Origin of the sequence: Novosphingobium sp. 1529, assembly GCF_040544855.1 — a bacterium.
Lineage (GTDB): Bacteria > Pseudomonadota > Alphaproteobacteria > Sphingomonadales > Sphingomonadaceae > Novosphingobium > Novosphingobium capsulatum.
The window spans coordinates 30,172-44,052 of the sequence record NZ_JBEPKW010000014.1; the positions used below are offsets into that span (position 1 = coordinate 30,172).

Below are 13,881 nucleotides of genomic sequence, written 5' to 3' on the forward strand. Positions count from 1 at the left end.
GGTTTCCACCACCCCCAACCCCCTCCTCTGAAGAAGAGGGGGCTTTTCGTATTGGTCAAAACGCGCGGAACATCACCAGCCCCACGCACAGCACCAGCACGGCGGTACCGGCAATGCCCTTGGCCAGATCGGCCCAGGTAAAGCGATCGAGGTGATCGGCGCGAAAGCGGGCATAGCCGCGCCCGATCGTGTCGTTGCTGGCGATCATCCCCACATCGAGGGCATTGGCCTCGCGCTTGAAGTAGTGGACGAGCATGCCGTGTTCCTCGGGCGTGACATCGGGATAGGCGGCAAGCAGGGCTTCGACATGCGCACGGCGGGCGAGCGCCGTGGCGCTCTGGGTCTGAATGGTCATTTCTCTTGTATCCTGGCAAAAACGGTACAGGCCCGCGCCACAGAGGGCGCAGGGCGATCATGGTTTTTGTCAGGCGTGCGGGGGTGCCCGCGGGGTTCCAGGCGCGCGCAGCGGCGCAGTGGACAATGGCGGCCCGGTGGCAGGCGGCGTCGCCTGGGCTTGGCGGGCCAGAATCGGCACCACCAGCAGCGGCAGCACCACGGCGATCGTCGGCAGGATCGGCACCGGCGGCAGCGCCACCAAGCGGGCGACGGCCACCTGCGGCCGGGCCGGTGCCACGGCCACTTCCACGGTATCGACCGAAAAGGCTGAACCACTGCGCAGCGCAACCGGCGCTGCCCCGGGCGCCAGCGCGCTCAGGGCAATCGTCACGACCAGCAGTGCCGCCCACAGGCGGCCGGCCAGATGCAAGGGCAACCGGTTCAACACGCGGGCAACCTAGGGAACGTGACGCCGCAGGGCAAGGTCAGCGCCGCTCGAACCGGGCGATGCCGGGGCCAAGCGCATTGTTGCCCACGGTGATCCGGTCACCAGACCAGTCTGCCACAAACACCGTCGGGCGCGACAGGCCGGGCACCAGCCGCGCGGTATTGCCGGTGATAGTCAGGCCATCGGCGCTGTGCTCATGGCCTTCGGCAGCATTGGCAATGAACGTGCTGTAGTTTTCCTTGTCGCGTCCCTGGACGAACCAGTTGCCTGAAATCAGGCCCGTGGCGCCGATCGACAGGTCGATCATGTAGTTGGTGGTGTGCCCGCGGCTATCGTCAAAGCTCGAATCGGTCACCTCGATGCGGCCGGCATGGCTTTTCACGTAATGGCCGCCGGTGCCCTGCTCGAAGCGGCTGCGGCGGATCACGACGCTGGCCTCGTCACCGAAATAGAGCGAATGCGCGCAGGACAGCCCACGATCGCAGCGGCCTAGCCGGGTAAAGGTCGATTGTTCGATCACCACGTGGCCAGCGGGGAAGTTGGCGGAAAGAATGCCTTGCTCGCTATCGCGGAACCAGGCCTCGCGCACGGTCAGGTCACCGCGTTCGAGCCGGATACCCGCGCCATTGGCATCAAACGCACGCATGTTCTGGAACACCAGTCCTTCCACGCGCATCGATTGCCCGCGCATGACGAGCGCGGCCTTTTCCTCGCACACCTTGCCATCGAAGATCGCCTGGCCGGGGACGGCCGCGACATACGTCACATTGCCATGGGGCTGCACGCCGCAATCGTGCCAGGTGCCGGGCGCGATGCGGATGGTGCCGTCGCCCTCGCCCAGCGAATTGATCGCATCCTGCAGATGGTCATACCCCTTGCCGGTTTCGACCACAGTGAATGGAGCGCCACCGGGCGCTGACTGCGCCAGCAGGGCACCAGCAGGGATCGCGGCGAGAACGGCCACGGACAGGAGCATCAGACGCTGCCGCAACGTGCGGTGCCGGCTCAGGCGGGTTTGTATTTCGGTCAACATGGCGTTCACTCGGCTCCCCACCAATTGCAGGCAGCCTAGCGAAAAATGGTTGACCGTCCATTTAGGTTCCAGCGCCCGCTGTGTCGAAGCGGGGCACACCCTGCCATCAGGCCGATGGTCCCAACTAGAGGTGCGCGCGAATCACGGCGAGGAAGCGATCACCATAGGCATCGCGCTTGCGTGCGCCGACGCCGCCGATCGCCGCCATTTCAGCCAGCGACGTGGGCCGCGCCGCTGCCATTTCGCGCAGGACGGCATCGTGAAACACCACATAGGGCGGCACATTGGCTTCCTGCGCGATTTCCCGGCGGAGCGCGCGCAGTGCATCGAACAGCGGATCACCCACGGGATTGAGCGCGGCACCACTGCCGGCCTTGCCCCGGCGCCGGCCGCCGCCACGTTCGCGCAGCGGCGGCAGCACCACGTCGACCCGCGCCTGCCCTTTGAGGATTTCACGCGCATCGCCGCCGAGCGCCAGTCCGCCATGCTCGGTCGGCACCAGGCTGCCCCGCGCCTGAAGCGCACGTGCCAGCGCCTTGAGCAAGGGCGCCTGATCGGACGGCACGATGCCGAACACCGAAAGCTGATCGTGGCCGCGCGCGGTCACGCGTTCATCGGCCACGCCGGTAAGCACCTTTTCGAGGTGACCCAGGCCATAGCTTTGCCCGGTGCGATAGACGGCCGACAGCAGCTTCTGCGCCAGCTCGGTGGCATCGGTCAGCCCTGGCGGATCGAGGCAATTGTCGCAATTGCCGCACGAGGCCGGCGGATCTTCGCCAAAGTGGCGCAGCAGCACGGCGCGGCGGCAGGCCGGGGTTTCGACCAGGCCAGCCAGCGCATCCAGGCGGGTGCGCTCGCCCTGGCGGCGGGTCTCGTCCACTTCAGCCAGGCGCTGGCGCGCGCGCGCGAAATCGTCTGCCCCCCACAGCAGCAGCGCCACCGAGGGATCGCCGTCGCGCCCGGCACGGCCGGTTTCCTGGTAATAGCCCTCGATCGACTTGGGCAGGCCGGCATGGGCGACAAAGCGCACGTCGGGCTTGTCGATGCCCATGCCAAACGCCACCGTTGCCACGATCACCATGTCTTCGCTGGTGACGAAAGCTTCCTGGTTGGCCGCGCGCGTTTCAGCCGGCAGCCCGGCGTGATAGGGCAGCACGCTGCGGCCGGTCTCGCCCAATTGCTCGGCCAGCTTTTCCACCTGTGCGCGGGTGGGGGCATAGACCACACCGGGGCCGGGATTTTCGGCAATGAAGCGGGTCAACTGGCGCAGCGGATTGTCGCGCGGGGCGATGCGATACTGGATATTGGGGCGATCGAACCCGGCCACGATCAGGCCATCGTGGGGAATGCCGAGCTGTTCGAGGATATCGGCGCGGGTGTGGCGATCGGCCGTGGCCGTCAGCGCCAGCCGCGGCACATCGGGAAACGCGTCCATCATCGGGCGCAGCAGGCGGTAATCGGGGCGGAAATCGTGGCCCCATTCCGAAACGCAGTGCGCCTCGTCGATCGCGAACAGCGCCAGCGGCGCCTTGCCCAGCAGCTCGCGGAAATGCGGCTGGCTGGCGCGTTCCGGCGCGACATAGAGCAGGTCGAGCTCGCCATTGCGGAACCGCTCGATCGTCCATTCGCGGTCGGTATCCACGCTGGTCAGCGCGGCAGCGCGGATGCCGTTGGCCGTGGCCGAGCGCAACTGGTCGTGCATCAGTGCGATCAGCGGCGAAACCACCACGCAGGTGCCCGGCAGCATCACCGCCGGCAATTGATAGGTAAGCGACTTGCCCGCCCCAGTGGGCATGACCGCCAGGGTGGATCGCCCGCCGAGCACGCGGCCCACCACCTGGTCCTGCACCCCGCGAAAGCCGGAAAAGCCGAAAACCTGCGCCAGGCGCTGGCGCGCGGCATCAAGATCGGGCGAAAGATCGGGCATAACGGCAGTCACGCCGCCGCCTATGGCAGATAGGGGCGCACCCGGCTAGCCCAAGCGCCTAACGCAGAAGGGCTAGCCCAACAGGCCCGCCAGCATCGGCGGCAGGCCGATCGTCCTGATCATCTGCACCACCACGAACAGCAGCACCAGCGAAAGCAGGCCCCAGGCGCCCCATGTGAACGGGCCGAGCACAGTGGCGCGCGTGGGATCGGCCGGATCATACCACACGGTATAGGCGCCCGCTGGCTTCCACCCGCGGTGGACCCAGCGATGCACCAGGGCGCGCCGCTCGATCCCGTCCTGGTCGCGAAAGCGGATTTCGTCCTCGATATAGCGGGTATCGTCGCCATCGCGCCAGTTCCATCCGCGCGAGGTGAACATCGTCATCCCCAAAGACCAGAAATCCTCGGACTGCTGGCCCTCGCTATAGTCGCTGCGCCAGACCATTGCCGGCGCAGGGCACCAGGTGCCGAACAGGCACAGCGCCCGCCACACGCAGAATACGAAAAACAGCCAGCACGCCAGTGCCGCCAGGACAAGGAAATCGGCCATGGCCCCTGTCCTAGCGGCAATCCGTCAAGAATTTGCTGCCGCCAGCCCTTTGAGTTTGGGGCGTACGATCGGCATGGTCAGCATCGTGCTCAACACCGCCATCAGCAGCAGCGCCGTAAACGCTTCGGGCGTGATGATCTTCTTGTCGAGCAGGACGTTGACGAAGATGATCATGATCAGCGCCTTGGTCTGGAGCATCCAGCCGATCACGCTGGCCTCGCCCTTTTTCCAGCCCAGGATGCGGCCAGCGAGGTGCACGCCGATCAGCTTGCCGGCCACCGAAGCCACGAGCAGCAACACCGCCGCGCCCAGCACGGCCGTCAGGCCCAGCCCGCCGACCTGGCCCCATTGCGTGCGCAGGCCGGTGGACAGGAAGAACACCGGCATCACCGCCAGCAGCAGGAAATGGCGGAACGCGTCGCGCCGCCCCTGCTCGAACCAGCGCGCGTCAAGCACCGCACCGGCCAGGAACGCGCCCACCATGAAATGCAACCCCGACCAATCGGCGGCAAAACCCACCGCCGCCAGCCAGACCAGTGCGATATGCCAGCGATCATCCTCACGCACACGGTCCATCAGCCGGCGCAGGCCCCAGGCCGCCACGGCAAACACCACCAGGAACAGGCCCTGGCGCCCGATGCGCTGCCAATCCAGCAGGATCAGCGCCAGCACGCCCCAGATCGCCACATCGTCCATGCTGGCATAGCGCAGCAGGCGCTGGCCCAGCGCCGTGCGGAAGATGCCGAGCTTTTCCATCAGCAGCACCAGGATCGGCAGCGCAGTAACGGCACAGGCCATGCCGATGCCGGCAACACCCTGCCCCCAGGTGCCCTTGGGGCCAAGCCAGCCCGGCACGGTGAGCAGCGCGGCCGCCGCCACCGCGCCCAGCAGCAGCGGGGTAAGCAGCGCGCAACTGGCGGTGATCAGGGTTTCGCGGGCATTGCCCCAGGCATCGGCCAGATCGAGTTCCACCCCGGCGATGAACACGAACAGGCTGACCGCCCACCAGGCCACGCCGTTGAGAGCGCCGATCACCTGCGGATTGAACACGAACGCGTAATAGCCGGGATAGAGCGCGCCCAGCACGCCCGGCCCGAGCAGGATGCCGCCGACGATCTGCACCACCACCAGCGGCGCATGATCATCGCGGTTGAACGCGCGCCAGACCAGCCATGGCACCGCCAGGATGATCGTCAACGCGATCAGGAAGATTTCACTGGTCCCCATACCAGTGCCCGTGACCGTACCCATGCCCCGCTCCTACCCCCAAAATGCCCCGGCACACTTGCCGTGGGTCAAGGCGGGCTCCATCTGGCACAGTATCGTGTGGGTGCAAGAGGAGCGACCGCCATGGCGTTTGATCTGCGAAACGCACTGCTGCGCAAGGAGGAATACGAATCCGCACGCCTTACCGCGTTCGAATTTGCCGAAACGGTGCGCGCGCTCAAGGCGATGGCGGCCGACCGCGCGCTGCATCCGCGCCCCTTGCTTGACGCCATGGTCGAGCAGGGTCTTGCCCGCGCACTAACCATGATCGCGCGGCAGGCGGGGCAGAGCGCCGACGCGGTGGACGGCGCATTCCTGCGGGCCAGGGCCAGAGCACGCGCAGACCTGATCGCGCTCCATGGCGATCCCTCGCCCGTGCGGCTGGGTTAAGCCCCTCCGCATTATGCCTATGCCCTCCCTTAAAGCCCTGCCCGTCCGGCAACTGCTAGCCTCTGTCCGGCAACAACGGCAGGAGCAACGGCATGGATATGCACCACAGCTTTTCCCCATCGGCGGAATGGCGCGCGGCACGCGAGAGCGAACTGGAATTCATCGAGATGGCACGCGCGATCCGCGATCTGGCGCGCGAGTTGGGCATTGCGCCCGACCAGGCGGTGGATCGCCTGGCCGAGCGCGGCCTGCATGCCGCGCTGTCCCTTCTGGCCGAACAGGCCGGCCCCACAGTCGAAGCCCGCTTTCTCCAGCGCCGCGCCCAGGCCGCCACAACCCACCGCCCACTTTGACACCACCGGGGTCCACGCCGCCCCGGCGCCGCGAAAGGACCCCGGCATGACCACCCGCATCGAAAGCGACAGCATCGGCACGATCCCGGTGCCCAATACCGCCTATTGGGGCGCGCAGACCCAGCGCTCGATCGAGAATTTCCCATTCGGCGCGGGCGAGCGCATGCCGATCGGCATCGTCCATGCGCTGGCCCTGGTCAAGCAGGCTGCCGCCCGCGTCAACCGCGCCCATGGGCTCGATGCCCGGCTCGCCGATGCCATCGAAAAGGCCGCCGCCGAAGTGGTGGCCGGGCATCACGATGACCAGTTCCCGCTGGTGATCTGGCAGACCGGCAGCGGCACCCAGAGCAACATGAACGTCAACGAGGTGATCGCCGGCCGCGCCAACGAGGAACTGGCCGGCACGCGCGGCGGCAAGAGCCCGGTGCACCCCAACGACCATGTGAACCGCGGGCAATCGTCAAACGACAGCTTCCCCACCGCGTTGCACGTAGCAGCAGTCGTCGCGCTCAACCGCGACCTGCTGCCCGCACTCGACCTGCTGACCGCCTCGCTCGATACCGCCGCGCGGGAATGGGCCGGGATCGTCAAGATCGGGCGCACCCATCTGCAGGATGCCACGCCGCTGACGCTGGGGCAGGAATTTTCCGGCTATGTCCAGCAATTGCGCGATGCCCATCAGCGCTTGCGCCATGCCGAGGAGCACCTGCTGCGCCTCGCCCAGGGCGGCACGGCGGTGGGCACCGGCCTCAACGCGCCGGAGGGCTTTGCCGAGGCGATGGCCGCTCAGTTGGCCGACCTTACCGGTCATGCCTTTGTCCCGGCGCCAAACCGGTTCGAAGCGCTCGCGAGCAACGATGCCCTGGTGCAGTTTTCGGCGACGCTGGCGACGCTCGCCGTGGCGCTGACCAAGATCGCCAACGATATCCGCCTCCTGGGCTCAGGCCCGCGGTCTGGGCTGGGGGAGTTGGACCTGCCGGCCAACGAACCGGGCAGTTCGATCATGCCGGGCAAGGTCAATCCCACGCAGTGCGAGATGCTGACCATGGTGGCCGCGCAAGTGATCGGCAACCACCAGGCGGTGACGCTGGGCGGCCTGCAGGGGCATCTGGAACTCAACGTGTTCAAGCCGATGATCGGCGCGGCGGTGCTGCGCTCGGTTCACCTGCTGGCCGTGGGCATGGAAAGCTTCGCCGTGCGCTGTGTCGACGGGATCGAGCCCAACACGCGCCGCATTGCCGAACTGGTCGATCGCTCGCTGATGCTGGTAACGGCGCTGGCCCCCGAAATCGGCTATGACAATGCCGCCAAGATCGCCAAGCACGCCCATGCCGCCGGCCTGACCCTGCGCGAGGCCGGGCTGGCCCTGGGCCTGGTGGATGAAGCCACGTTCGACCGCCTGGTGCGGCCGCAGGACATGGTGTGAGGGCTTTGCCCCTCCGTCAGGCCTGTGGCCTGCCACCTCCCCGCCACGCGGGGAGGATCTTGTGTTCGGCACGCCATCGCGCGCCGGCTTTTGTATTCAATCCAGGCGGACTTTGCCGCGGCCGGCCTTGACCGCGCCGCGGATCTTCTTGCCTTGCAGGCGTTGCACCTTGCCTACGCGGTTGAGGCGCGACTTGGCGCGCTTTTCCGGCAGCTTGCAGGCGTCGCGCAACAGGTCAGCCAGGCGCGCACGGGCGTCTTCGCGGTTGGCTTCCTGCGTGCGAAAGCGGCGCGCGGTCAGCACGATCTCGCCGCCGGCGGTAAACTTGCTGCCGGCCAGTTCCTTGAGCCGGTGAAACACCGGCGGCACCAGGCGCAGCGCGAACACGTTGATGCGCAGTTGCACCGCCGTGGCCACCTTGTTGACATTCTGTCCGCCCGGCCCGGCGGCGGCGATGAAACTTTCCTCCACAAGGCCCATGGCACGGGCCACGATCGCCTCGGGAGTGTCGGTCACAGCGTGAAGCCCAGACCCGCGATATCGGCCGGGATCGGCGCTTCGGCCACGATGGCCTCCTTGCCCTCGCGCGGCATGACCAGGCGCGTAGCGTGCAGCAGAGTGCGGGCCGCGCCCTTGCCATCGCCATAGACCGGATCGCCCAGCAGCGGGGCACCCAGGCCCGTCAGCGCATGGACGCGGACCTGGTGGGTGCGGCCGGTTTCGAGGCGGAATTCCACCAGGGTGCGGCCGGGCAGCCGGGCCAGCACGCGCCAGTGGGTGACGGCGGGCTTGCCCTTCTTGGCCGCGATCATGCGCCAGCCGGCCGCCGCGCTGGAAATCTTGGACAGGTTGAGGGCGATAGTGCCAGCCGTTCCTTCGACATCGCCGGCCACCACGCCCCAATAGACCTTTTCCACCTGGCGCGCTTCGAACGCGGCGGAAAAGCGCTTGAGCGCCTTGGGATTGCGCGCGAGCAACAGGCAGCCCGAGGTGTCGCGGTCGAGCCGGTGGACCGGCGCGGGCAGGCGCTGGAAGCCGAGCTTCAATTCATCGAGACGGTCTTCCAGCGAGATGCCGCCGGCACGCGGCCGGTCGAGCGGCAGGCCGGCCGGCTTGTCGATGACCAGCGCTTCGCCGTCTTCGAACAGGATGGGGATTTCGATCATGCCCACCCCTTGCGCGCGAAATCGCCGGCGGGCAAGCGCGGCGGGCGTAAATCCTCAGGCCAGCGCCGCCGCAATGCGCCGCAGCGCTTCATCCAGCACGGCATCATCGGCGGCAAACGAGATGCGGAAGCCCTGCGCACCGCCAAACGCCGAGGCCGCCACCACCGCCACGCCATGTTCCAGCAGATGCAGGGCCAGCGCCTCGTCATCACCAAAGCGCTCCATCAAGGGCGCGGCATCGATCATGCAGTAGAACGCGCCATCGGGCACTGGCGTCGACAGGCCGGGGATGGCGTTGATCGCGGCGACGACCTTGTCGCGCCGGGCGCGGAAACGCTCGCGCCAATCGGCCAGAAATTCTTGCGGGCCGGCCAATGCCGCCGTGGCGGCGGCCTGGGCGATCGAGCAGGGATTGCCCGAATTGTGCGATTGCAGCTTGGCCATGGCCTTGATCAGCCATTCCGGCCCGGCCGAAACCCCGATGCGAAAGCCGGTCATCGCATGGCTTTTCGAAACGCCCGACACCGTCAACACGCGGTCGGCCAGATCGGGGCATTCCACTGCCAGCGTGGCATGCGCCCCGCCGCCATAGCGCAGCGGGGCATAGATATCGTCAGACAGCACCAGCACGCGCGTGAAACGGCGCAGCACGTCGCCCAGCGCGCGCAGTTCCGCCGCCGGATAGGTGGCCCCGGTGGGATTGCCCGGGCTGTTGAGCAGCAGCCAGCGTGTGGCGGGCGTGATCGCGCTGGCGAGTTGGTCGGGCGTGATGCGAAACCCGCTGCTGGCCTGCGTCGGCAGATCGACCACGCTGGCCCCGGCAAAGCGCACGATTTCGGGATAGCTGACCCACCAAGGCGAGGGAATCAGCACCTCATCACCCGGATTGAGCGTGGCAAGCAGCGCCTCGAAGATCGCCTGCTTGCCACCTGCCGTCACGATCACCTGGCTTGGTGGCACGGCAAGGCCAAGGTCGCGTTGGAAATGCAGAGCGGCTGCTTCACGCAAGGCCAGGGTGCCAGGCACGGCGGTATAGCGGGTCTGCCCGGTATCGAGCGCCGCCTTGGCCGCCGCGATCACATGGGGCGGCGTGGGGAAATCGGGTTCCCCCACCGACAGCGAGATGATGTCACGCCCGGCGGCGCGCAGTTCGATCGCGCGGTCGGTCATCGCATTGGTGCGCGAAGGCGCGATGCGGCCCAGCGCGGCGCTGGTGGCGTGGCTGTCCATGATGGCTCAGCCCTGGCCCAGGAGGCGCGCTGGCATCAGGCCGCGCAACGCATTGCCCAGGAAAAAGCCCTGCGCCAGGTCTTCCAGGCGAACCTCGCCCTCCACCGCGCGGCCTTCTTCCAGCAATTGCGCGCGCAGCACACCGGGCAGCAGGCCCAGATCGGCCGGCGGGGTGACGAGTACGCCGTCGCGCTCCACGAACACGGAGGTAAAGCAGCCTTCGGTGATCAGCCCATCGTCGCGGCGCAACAGGGCTTCCTTCGCGCCAACACCACGCGCCGCCTTGAGGCCGGCCTCGTAAAAGCCGCGATCGGTGGTCTTGTGGCGCAGGCGCCAGTCGCCGGTGCTGACCGGCAGGGGCAGCACGGCGCAGGTAACCGGCCCAGCAAAGGCAGGCGGCAGCGGCGCTGCCTCCAGCGCATGGGCGCCGCTGCGCGCCACCACCAGGCGCACCTTGGCCGGGGCATCGAGATCGAAACACAGCGCATGGATGGCGTTGCGCAAGGCATGGCGATCGAACGCAAAGCCCAATGCCTGCGCACTTTGCTTCATCCGCTCGAGATGCCGCTCCAGCAGCGGGATCCCCGCCGTCGGATCAAAGGCCATGGTCTCGATCAGATCGGCACTGCCGGCGTTCAGGCGCAAGAAATTCCCCTTTACCACGCATTCGCGCCATTCGCCCATCATGACGGAATCCGCGACCACGGCCGAGCCGACCCCCATGGTCGCCCGCCCGCCGGCCGCGCCGGGATGGTCTGGCACCAGGCGCACGGTGCGGATTGCCACATTGAACGCCGCGCTGCCAGCCCCCGGCGCATCACCGCGATCAGGCGCCGCAGTGTCGGGCACATCGACAAAGCCGATCGACCCGCAATAGAGTCCCCGCGCATCGCGTTCGGCCATGTCGATCCACTCCATCGCGCGAATCTTGGGCGCGCCGGTGATCGATCCGCAGGGAAAGATGGCGCGCAACACATCGGCCACGGCCACGCCGGGCTGCATCTGCGCGGTCACTGTGGTGACCATCTGGTGCACGGTGGGATAGCTTTCCACGGCAAAGGCATCGCGCACCTTGACCGTGCCGGGCACGGCCACGCGCGACAGATCGTTGCGCATCAGGTCAACGATCATCAGGTTTTCAGCGCGATCCTTGGGATTGGCAGCGAGCGCGGCCTTGAGCGCGGCATCTTCCTGCGGAGTGGCGCCGCGCGGCGCCGTGCCTTTCATCGGGCGCACGGTCACACGATCGCCGCGCCATTCGAAAAACAGCTCGGGCGAGACCGAGAGATGCCAGTGCGATCCATCCCACAAGACGGCGCCATGCCCGGCCAGCGCATCACCACGCAGCGCGGCATAGATCGCCAGCGGATCACCCTGCCAGGAACCGGCCAGCTGGAACGTCAGGTTGGCCTGATAGATATCGCCGCTGCGGATCGCTTCCTGCACCTGGGCAAAAGCGCGGGCATAGCCGCCGGTTGAATGCGTCGGGCCTAGCGGACCCAGCCGGCCGCCGCTGCCCTGCCCGGCGCTTTCGCGCGCCAGCCAGGCTGCCACGTCTGCGCTGGCCATCGGCGTCATCTGCGCAAAGCGGGCAAACCACACCAGCGGCCCGGCACTGCCGCTGCGCGCCGCCGCGCGCGACAGCAGCCGCTCTTCCAGTGCCAGCCCGGCTTCATAGGCCAGCGCGCCGGCCCACCATCCCGGCGTTGCGCCGATCCGCGCCAGGGCCGCGTCCACCTCTTCGGGCCGGCGCGCCACCACGATCTCCAGCGGCGCTTCATAGAGGCGGGCCGAGCCGTGATCGCCTTGGCGGGCATCATCGAGCAAAAGAAAGGGGGCGCGTGTCATGACCCCACGCGCATAGCGACAAGCCGATGCGGATGCAAAAAGCCCTCGCGGGCAATCGCGGCTCATCCTACACAGCAAGGCAACAAATCGAGAGAGAGTGCGGCGGATGGACGAGATTTTCCTGGGCCTGGGCGCGAAGGGCGAACGCGAAGTGCTGTTGCTGGGCCGGGCCAACCGCCATGGCCTGGTCGCCGGGGCCACCGGCACCGGCAAGACTGTGACCTTGCAAGGCATGGCCGAACAATTCAGCCGCGCCGGGGTGCCGGTGTTCCTGGCCGACGTGAAAGGCGATCTTTCCGGCATCGCCATGCCTGGCAGCCCCACGTTCAAGCACGCCGCCTCGCTGGAACAGCGCGCCAAGGACCTGGGCATTGCCGACTATGCCTATGCCGACAATCCGGCGGTGTTCTGGGATCTGTATGGCGAGCAGGGCCACCCCATCCGCACCACGATTTCCGAAATGGGGCCGCTGCTGCTCGCACGATTGATGGGCCTTAATGAAACCCAGGAAGGCGTGCTGACCATCGCTTTCCGCTATGCCGACGACAACGGCCTGCTGCTGGTGGACCTGGCCGACCTGCAGGCCGTGCTGGCCGCCTGCGCCGAAAACGCTGGCGCGCTGGCCACCAAGTATGGCAACGTGACCAAGGCCAGCGTCGGGGCGATCCAGCGCCAGCTGCTCGGCCTGGAAAGCCAGGGTGCCGATCGCTTCTTTGGCGAGCCGGCCTTTGAGATCCACGATTTCCTGCAGGTGGACGAACAGGGCCGCGGCATGGTCAACGTGCTCGCCGCCGACAAGCTGATGCAGAGCCCCAAGCTCTATGCCACGTTCCTGCTGTGGCTACTGTCGGAACTGTTCGAGGCGCTGCCCGAAGTGGGCGACCCGGAAAAGCCGTGCCTGGTGTTCTTCTTCGATGAAGCCCACCTGTTGTTCGACGATGCACCCGATGCGCTGATGGACAAGGTGGAGCAGGTCGTCCGCCTCGTCCGCTCCAAGGGCGTGGGGGTCTATTTCGTCACCCAAAACCCGATCGATATTCCCGAAAAGGTGGCGGGCCAGTTGGGCAACCGCGTGCAGCATGCGCTGCGCGCGTTCACCCCGCGCGATCAGAAGGCGATTCGCGCCGCGGCTGAAACCTTTCGCATCAACCCCGATCTTGACGTGGGCCGCGCGATTACCGAGCTCAAAGTGGGCGAAGCGCTGGTCTCGATGCTCGACGCCGATGGCGCGCCGGGCATGGTCGCACGCACCCTGATCGCGCCGCCGCGCTCGCGCCTGGGGCCGGTCAGCCCGGCCGAGCGTGCTGCCATCCAGTCCGCCAGCCCGTTTGGCGGCAAATACGATACCGCCGTCAACCGCGAGAGCGCGGCCGAAGTGCTGGCACAAAAGGCGGCAGACGCCGCTGCTGCGGCGCAGACCGTGCAGGAACAGGGCACAGACGCCCAGCGTGCCCAGCCGCGCCAGTCCCCCACACTGTGGGGCCGTGCGGGCAAGGCCGCGATGGGCGCTGCCGCCTCATCGGCCGGTGCGATGGTCGCCGCCCAGATCGCCGGCAAGAAATCCCGCGCCGCGCCGGTGGCCAGCGGGGTTACTGCAATGGTTGGCTCGATCGCGACGAGCCTGGGCGGCGAAGCCTTGGGCCGCTTCGCGCGCGGGCTTCTGGGTGGGTTGTTGCGGTAAGATGCCAGCAGCGGCTGGATCGCCACGGGTCTGAGCCAACATGCCCAGCCGCTGCACTTGCCTGTCAGTAAACGTCATCCCAATAGACGTTCACCGCACGCAATCACCAATCTGCGCCTGTCTCGGCAATAGCATCGAGCAAGGCTTGCTTTGACGGCGTGCGCCGGTTGCCAGCGTTGCGCGGCACAGCGACATCACCGACAACACTCCGCCGTGCGGCTATAC

14 protein-coding genes are annotated in these 13,881 nt (G+C 67.2%); 4 read left to right on the plus strand and 10 right to left on the minus strand.

Annotation, left to right across the window (positions count from 1 at the left end):
* Positions 1–55 precede the first annotated feature (55 nt).
* The 6 genes from ABIC78_RS19290 to ABIC78_RS19315 all read right to left on the minus strand — a co-directional run bounded on the left by ABIC78_RS19290 (position 56) and on the right by ABIC78_RS19315 (position 5,523).
* The gene (locus ABIC78_RS19290) at positions 56–355 is read right to left on the minus strand and encodes a hypothetical protein (protein ID WP_022675647.1); all 300 of its coding nucleotides are present in this window, start codon (positions 353–355) and stop codon (positions 56–58) included.
* A 69-nt stretch (positions 356–424) separates the two neighbouring features.
* On the minus strand, positions 425–784 hold the full coding sequence (locus ABIC78_RS19295; RefSeq protein WP_354491457.1) for a hypothetical protein: 360 nt from the start codon (positions 782–784) through the stop codon (positions 425–427).
* Between the two features lie 37 nt (positions 785–821).
* Positions 822–1,760, minus strand: coding sequence for a hypothetical protein (locus ABIC78_RS19300; RefSeq protein ID WP_043608310.1), 939 nt, complete (start codon positions 1,758–1,760; stop codon positions 822–824).
* Positions 1,761–1,941: 181 nt separating this feature from the next.
* Positions 1,942–3,744, minus strand: coding sequence for a DNA helicase RecQ (recQ, locus tag ABIC78_RS19305; RefSeq protein ID WP_354491474.1), 1,803 nt, complete (start codon positions 3,742–3,744; stop codon positions 1,942–1,944).
* 72 nt (positions 3,745–3,816) lie between these two features.
* Positions 3,817–4,296 (minus strand): DUF3592 domain-containing protein, encoded by a 480-nt coding sequence (locus ABIC78_RS19310; protein ID WP_022675186.1) that lies wholly within the window; start codon positions 4,294–4,296, stop codon positions 3,817–3,819.
* 24 nt (positions 4,297–4,320) lie between these two features.
* A complete protein-coding gene (locus ABIC78_RS19315; RefSeq protein ID WP_171797635.1) occupies positions 4,321–5,523 on the minus strand; it encodes a cation:proton antiporter in 1,203 nt (400 codons plus the stop codon).
* A 123-nt stretch (positions 5,524–5,646) separates the two neighbouring features.
* Between ABIC78_RS19315 and ABIC78_RS19320 the strand changes: the two genes are divergently transcribed.
* The 3 genes from ABIC78_RS19320 (at position 5,647) to fumC (ending at position 7,731) form a co-directional block, all read left to right on the plus strand.
* On the plus strand, positions 5,647–5,952 hold the full coding sequence (locus tag ABIC78_RS19320) for a hypothetical protein (RefSeq protein WP_171797625.1): 306 nt from the start codon (positions 5,647–5,649) through the stop codon (positions 5,950–5,952).
* 92 nt (positions 5,953–6,044) lie between these two features.
* A complete protein-coding gene (locus ABIC78_RS19325) occupies positions 6,045–6,305 on the plus strand; it encodes a hypothetical protein (RefSeq protein ID WP_022675183.1) in 261 nt (86 codons plus the stop codon).
* 46 nt (positions 6,306–6,351) lie between these two features.
* On the plus strand, positions 6,352–7,731 hold the full coding sequence (fumC, locus tag ABIC78_RS19330; protein WP_171797626.1) for a class II fumarate hydratase: 1,380 nt from the start codon (positions 6,352–6,354) through the stop codon (positions 7,729–7,731).
* A 96-nt stretch (positions 7,732–7,827) separates the two neighbouring features.
* On the opposite strand, the gene arfB is transcribed toward fumC, so the two are convergent.
* The 4 genes from arfB to pabB are packed head-to-tail and all read right to left on the minus strand — an operon-like array spanning position 7,828 to position 11,975.
* The gene (gene arfB, locus ABIC78_RS19335; protein ID WP_171797636.1) at positions 7,828–8,211 is read right to left on the minus strand and encodes an alternative ribosome rescue aminoacyl-tRNA hydrolase ArfB; all 384 of its coding nucleotides are present in this window, start codon (positions 8,209–8,211) and stop codon (positions 7,828–7,830) included.
* A gap of 32 nt (positions 8,212–8,243) precedes the next feature.
* Entirely contained in the window at positions 8,244–8,897 is a 654-nt protein-coding gene (locus tag ABIC78_RS19340; protein WP_022675180.1) for an RluA family pseudouridine synthase, read from the minus strand.
* Positions 8,898–8,951: 54 nt separating this feature from the next.
* Complete coding sequence (locus ABIC78_RS19345; protein WP_354491461.1) at positions 8,952–10,127, minus strand: pyridoxal phosphate-dependent aminotransferase; 1,176 nt, start codon at positions 10,125–10,127, stop codon at positions 8,952–8,954.
* Between the two features lie 6 nt (positions 10,128–10,133).
* Positions 10,134–11,975, minus strand: coding sequence for an aminodeoxychorismate synthase component I (pabB, locus tag ABIC78_RS19350; RefSeq protein WP_171797627.1), 1,842 nt, complete (start codon positions 11,973–11,975; stop codon positions 10,134–10,136).
* 106 nt (positions 11,976–12,081) lie between these two features.
* Here pabB and ABIC78_RS19355 point away from each other — a divergent pair, with 106 nt between their 5' ends.
* Positions 12,082–13,656, plus strand: a complete 1,575-nt coding sequence (locus tag ABIC78_RS19355; RefSeq protein WP_171797628.1) for a helicase HerA-like domain-containing protein — start codon at positions 12,082–12,084, stop codon at positions 13,654–13,656.
* Positions 13,657–13,881 lie beyond the last annotated feature (225 nt).

What these genes read in the sequence shown, in the direction of transcription:
- pabB (WP_171797627.1), bottom strand. Translation starts at nt 11,975, where the DNA reads ATGACACGCGCCCCCTTTCTTTTGCTCGATGATGCCCGCCAAGGCGAT.
- ABIC78_RS19355 (WP_171797628.1), top strand. Translation starts at nt 12,082, where the DNA reads ATGGACGAGATTTTCCTGGGCCTGGGCGCGAAGGGCGAACGCGAAGTG.
- ABIC78_RS19345 (WP_354491461.1), bottom strand. Translation starts at nt 10,127, where the DNA reads ATGGACAGCCACGCCACCAGCGCCGCGCTGGGCCGCATCGCGCCTTCG.
- ABIC78_RS19325 (WP_022675183.1), top strand. Translation starts at nt 6,045, where the DNA reads ATGGATATGCACCACAGCTTTTCCCCATCGGCGGAATGGCGCGCGGCA.
- ABIC78_RS19340 (WP_022675180.1), bottom strand. Translation starts at nt 8,897, where the DNA reads ATGATCGAAATCCCCATCCTGTTCGAAGACGGCGAAGCGCTGGTCATC.
- arfB (WP_171797636.1), bottom strand. Translation starts at nt 8,211, where the DNA reads ATGGGCCTTGTGGAGGAAAGTTTCATCGCCGCCGCCGGGCCGGGCGGA.
- recQ (WP_354491474.1), bottom strand. Translation starts at nt 3,744, where the DNA reads ATGCCCGATCTTTCGCCCGATCTTGATGCCGCGCGCCAGCGCCTGGCG.
- ABIC78_RS19320 (WP_171797625.1), top strand. Translation starts at nt 5,647, where the DNA reads ATGGCGTTTGATCTGCGAAACGCACTGCTGCGCAAGGAGGAATACGAA.
- ABIC78_RS19290 (WP_022675647.1), bottom strand. Translation starts at nt 355, where the DNA reads ATGACCATTCAGACCCAGAGCGCCACGGCGCTCGCCCGCCGTGCGCAT.
- fumC (WP_171797626.1), top strand. Translation starts at nt 6,352, where the DNA reads ATGACCACCCGCATCGAAAGCGACAGCATCGGCACGATCCCGGTGCCC.
- ABIC78_RS19310 (WP_022675186.1), bottom strand. Translation starts at nt 4,296, where the DNA reads ATGGCCGATTTCCTTGTCCTGGCGGCACTGGCGTGCTGGCTGTTTTTC.
- ABIC78_RS19300 (WP_043608310.1), bottom strand. Translation starts at nt 1,760, where the DNA reads ATGCTCCTGTCCGTGGCCGTTCTCGCCGCGATCCCTGCTGGTGCCCTG.
- ABIC78_RS19315 (WP_171797635.1), bottom strand. Translation starts at nt 5,523, where the DNA reads ATGGGGACCAGTGAAATCTTCCTGATCGCGTTGACGATCATCCTGGCG.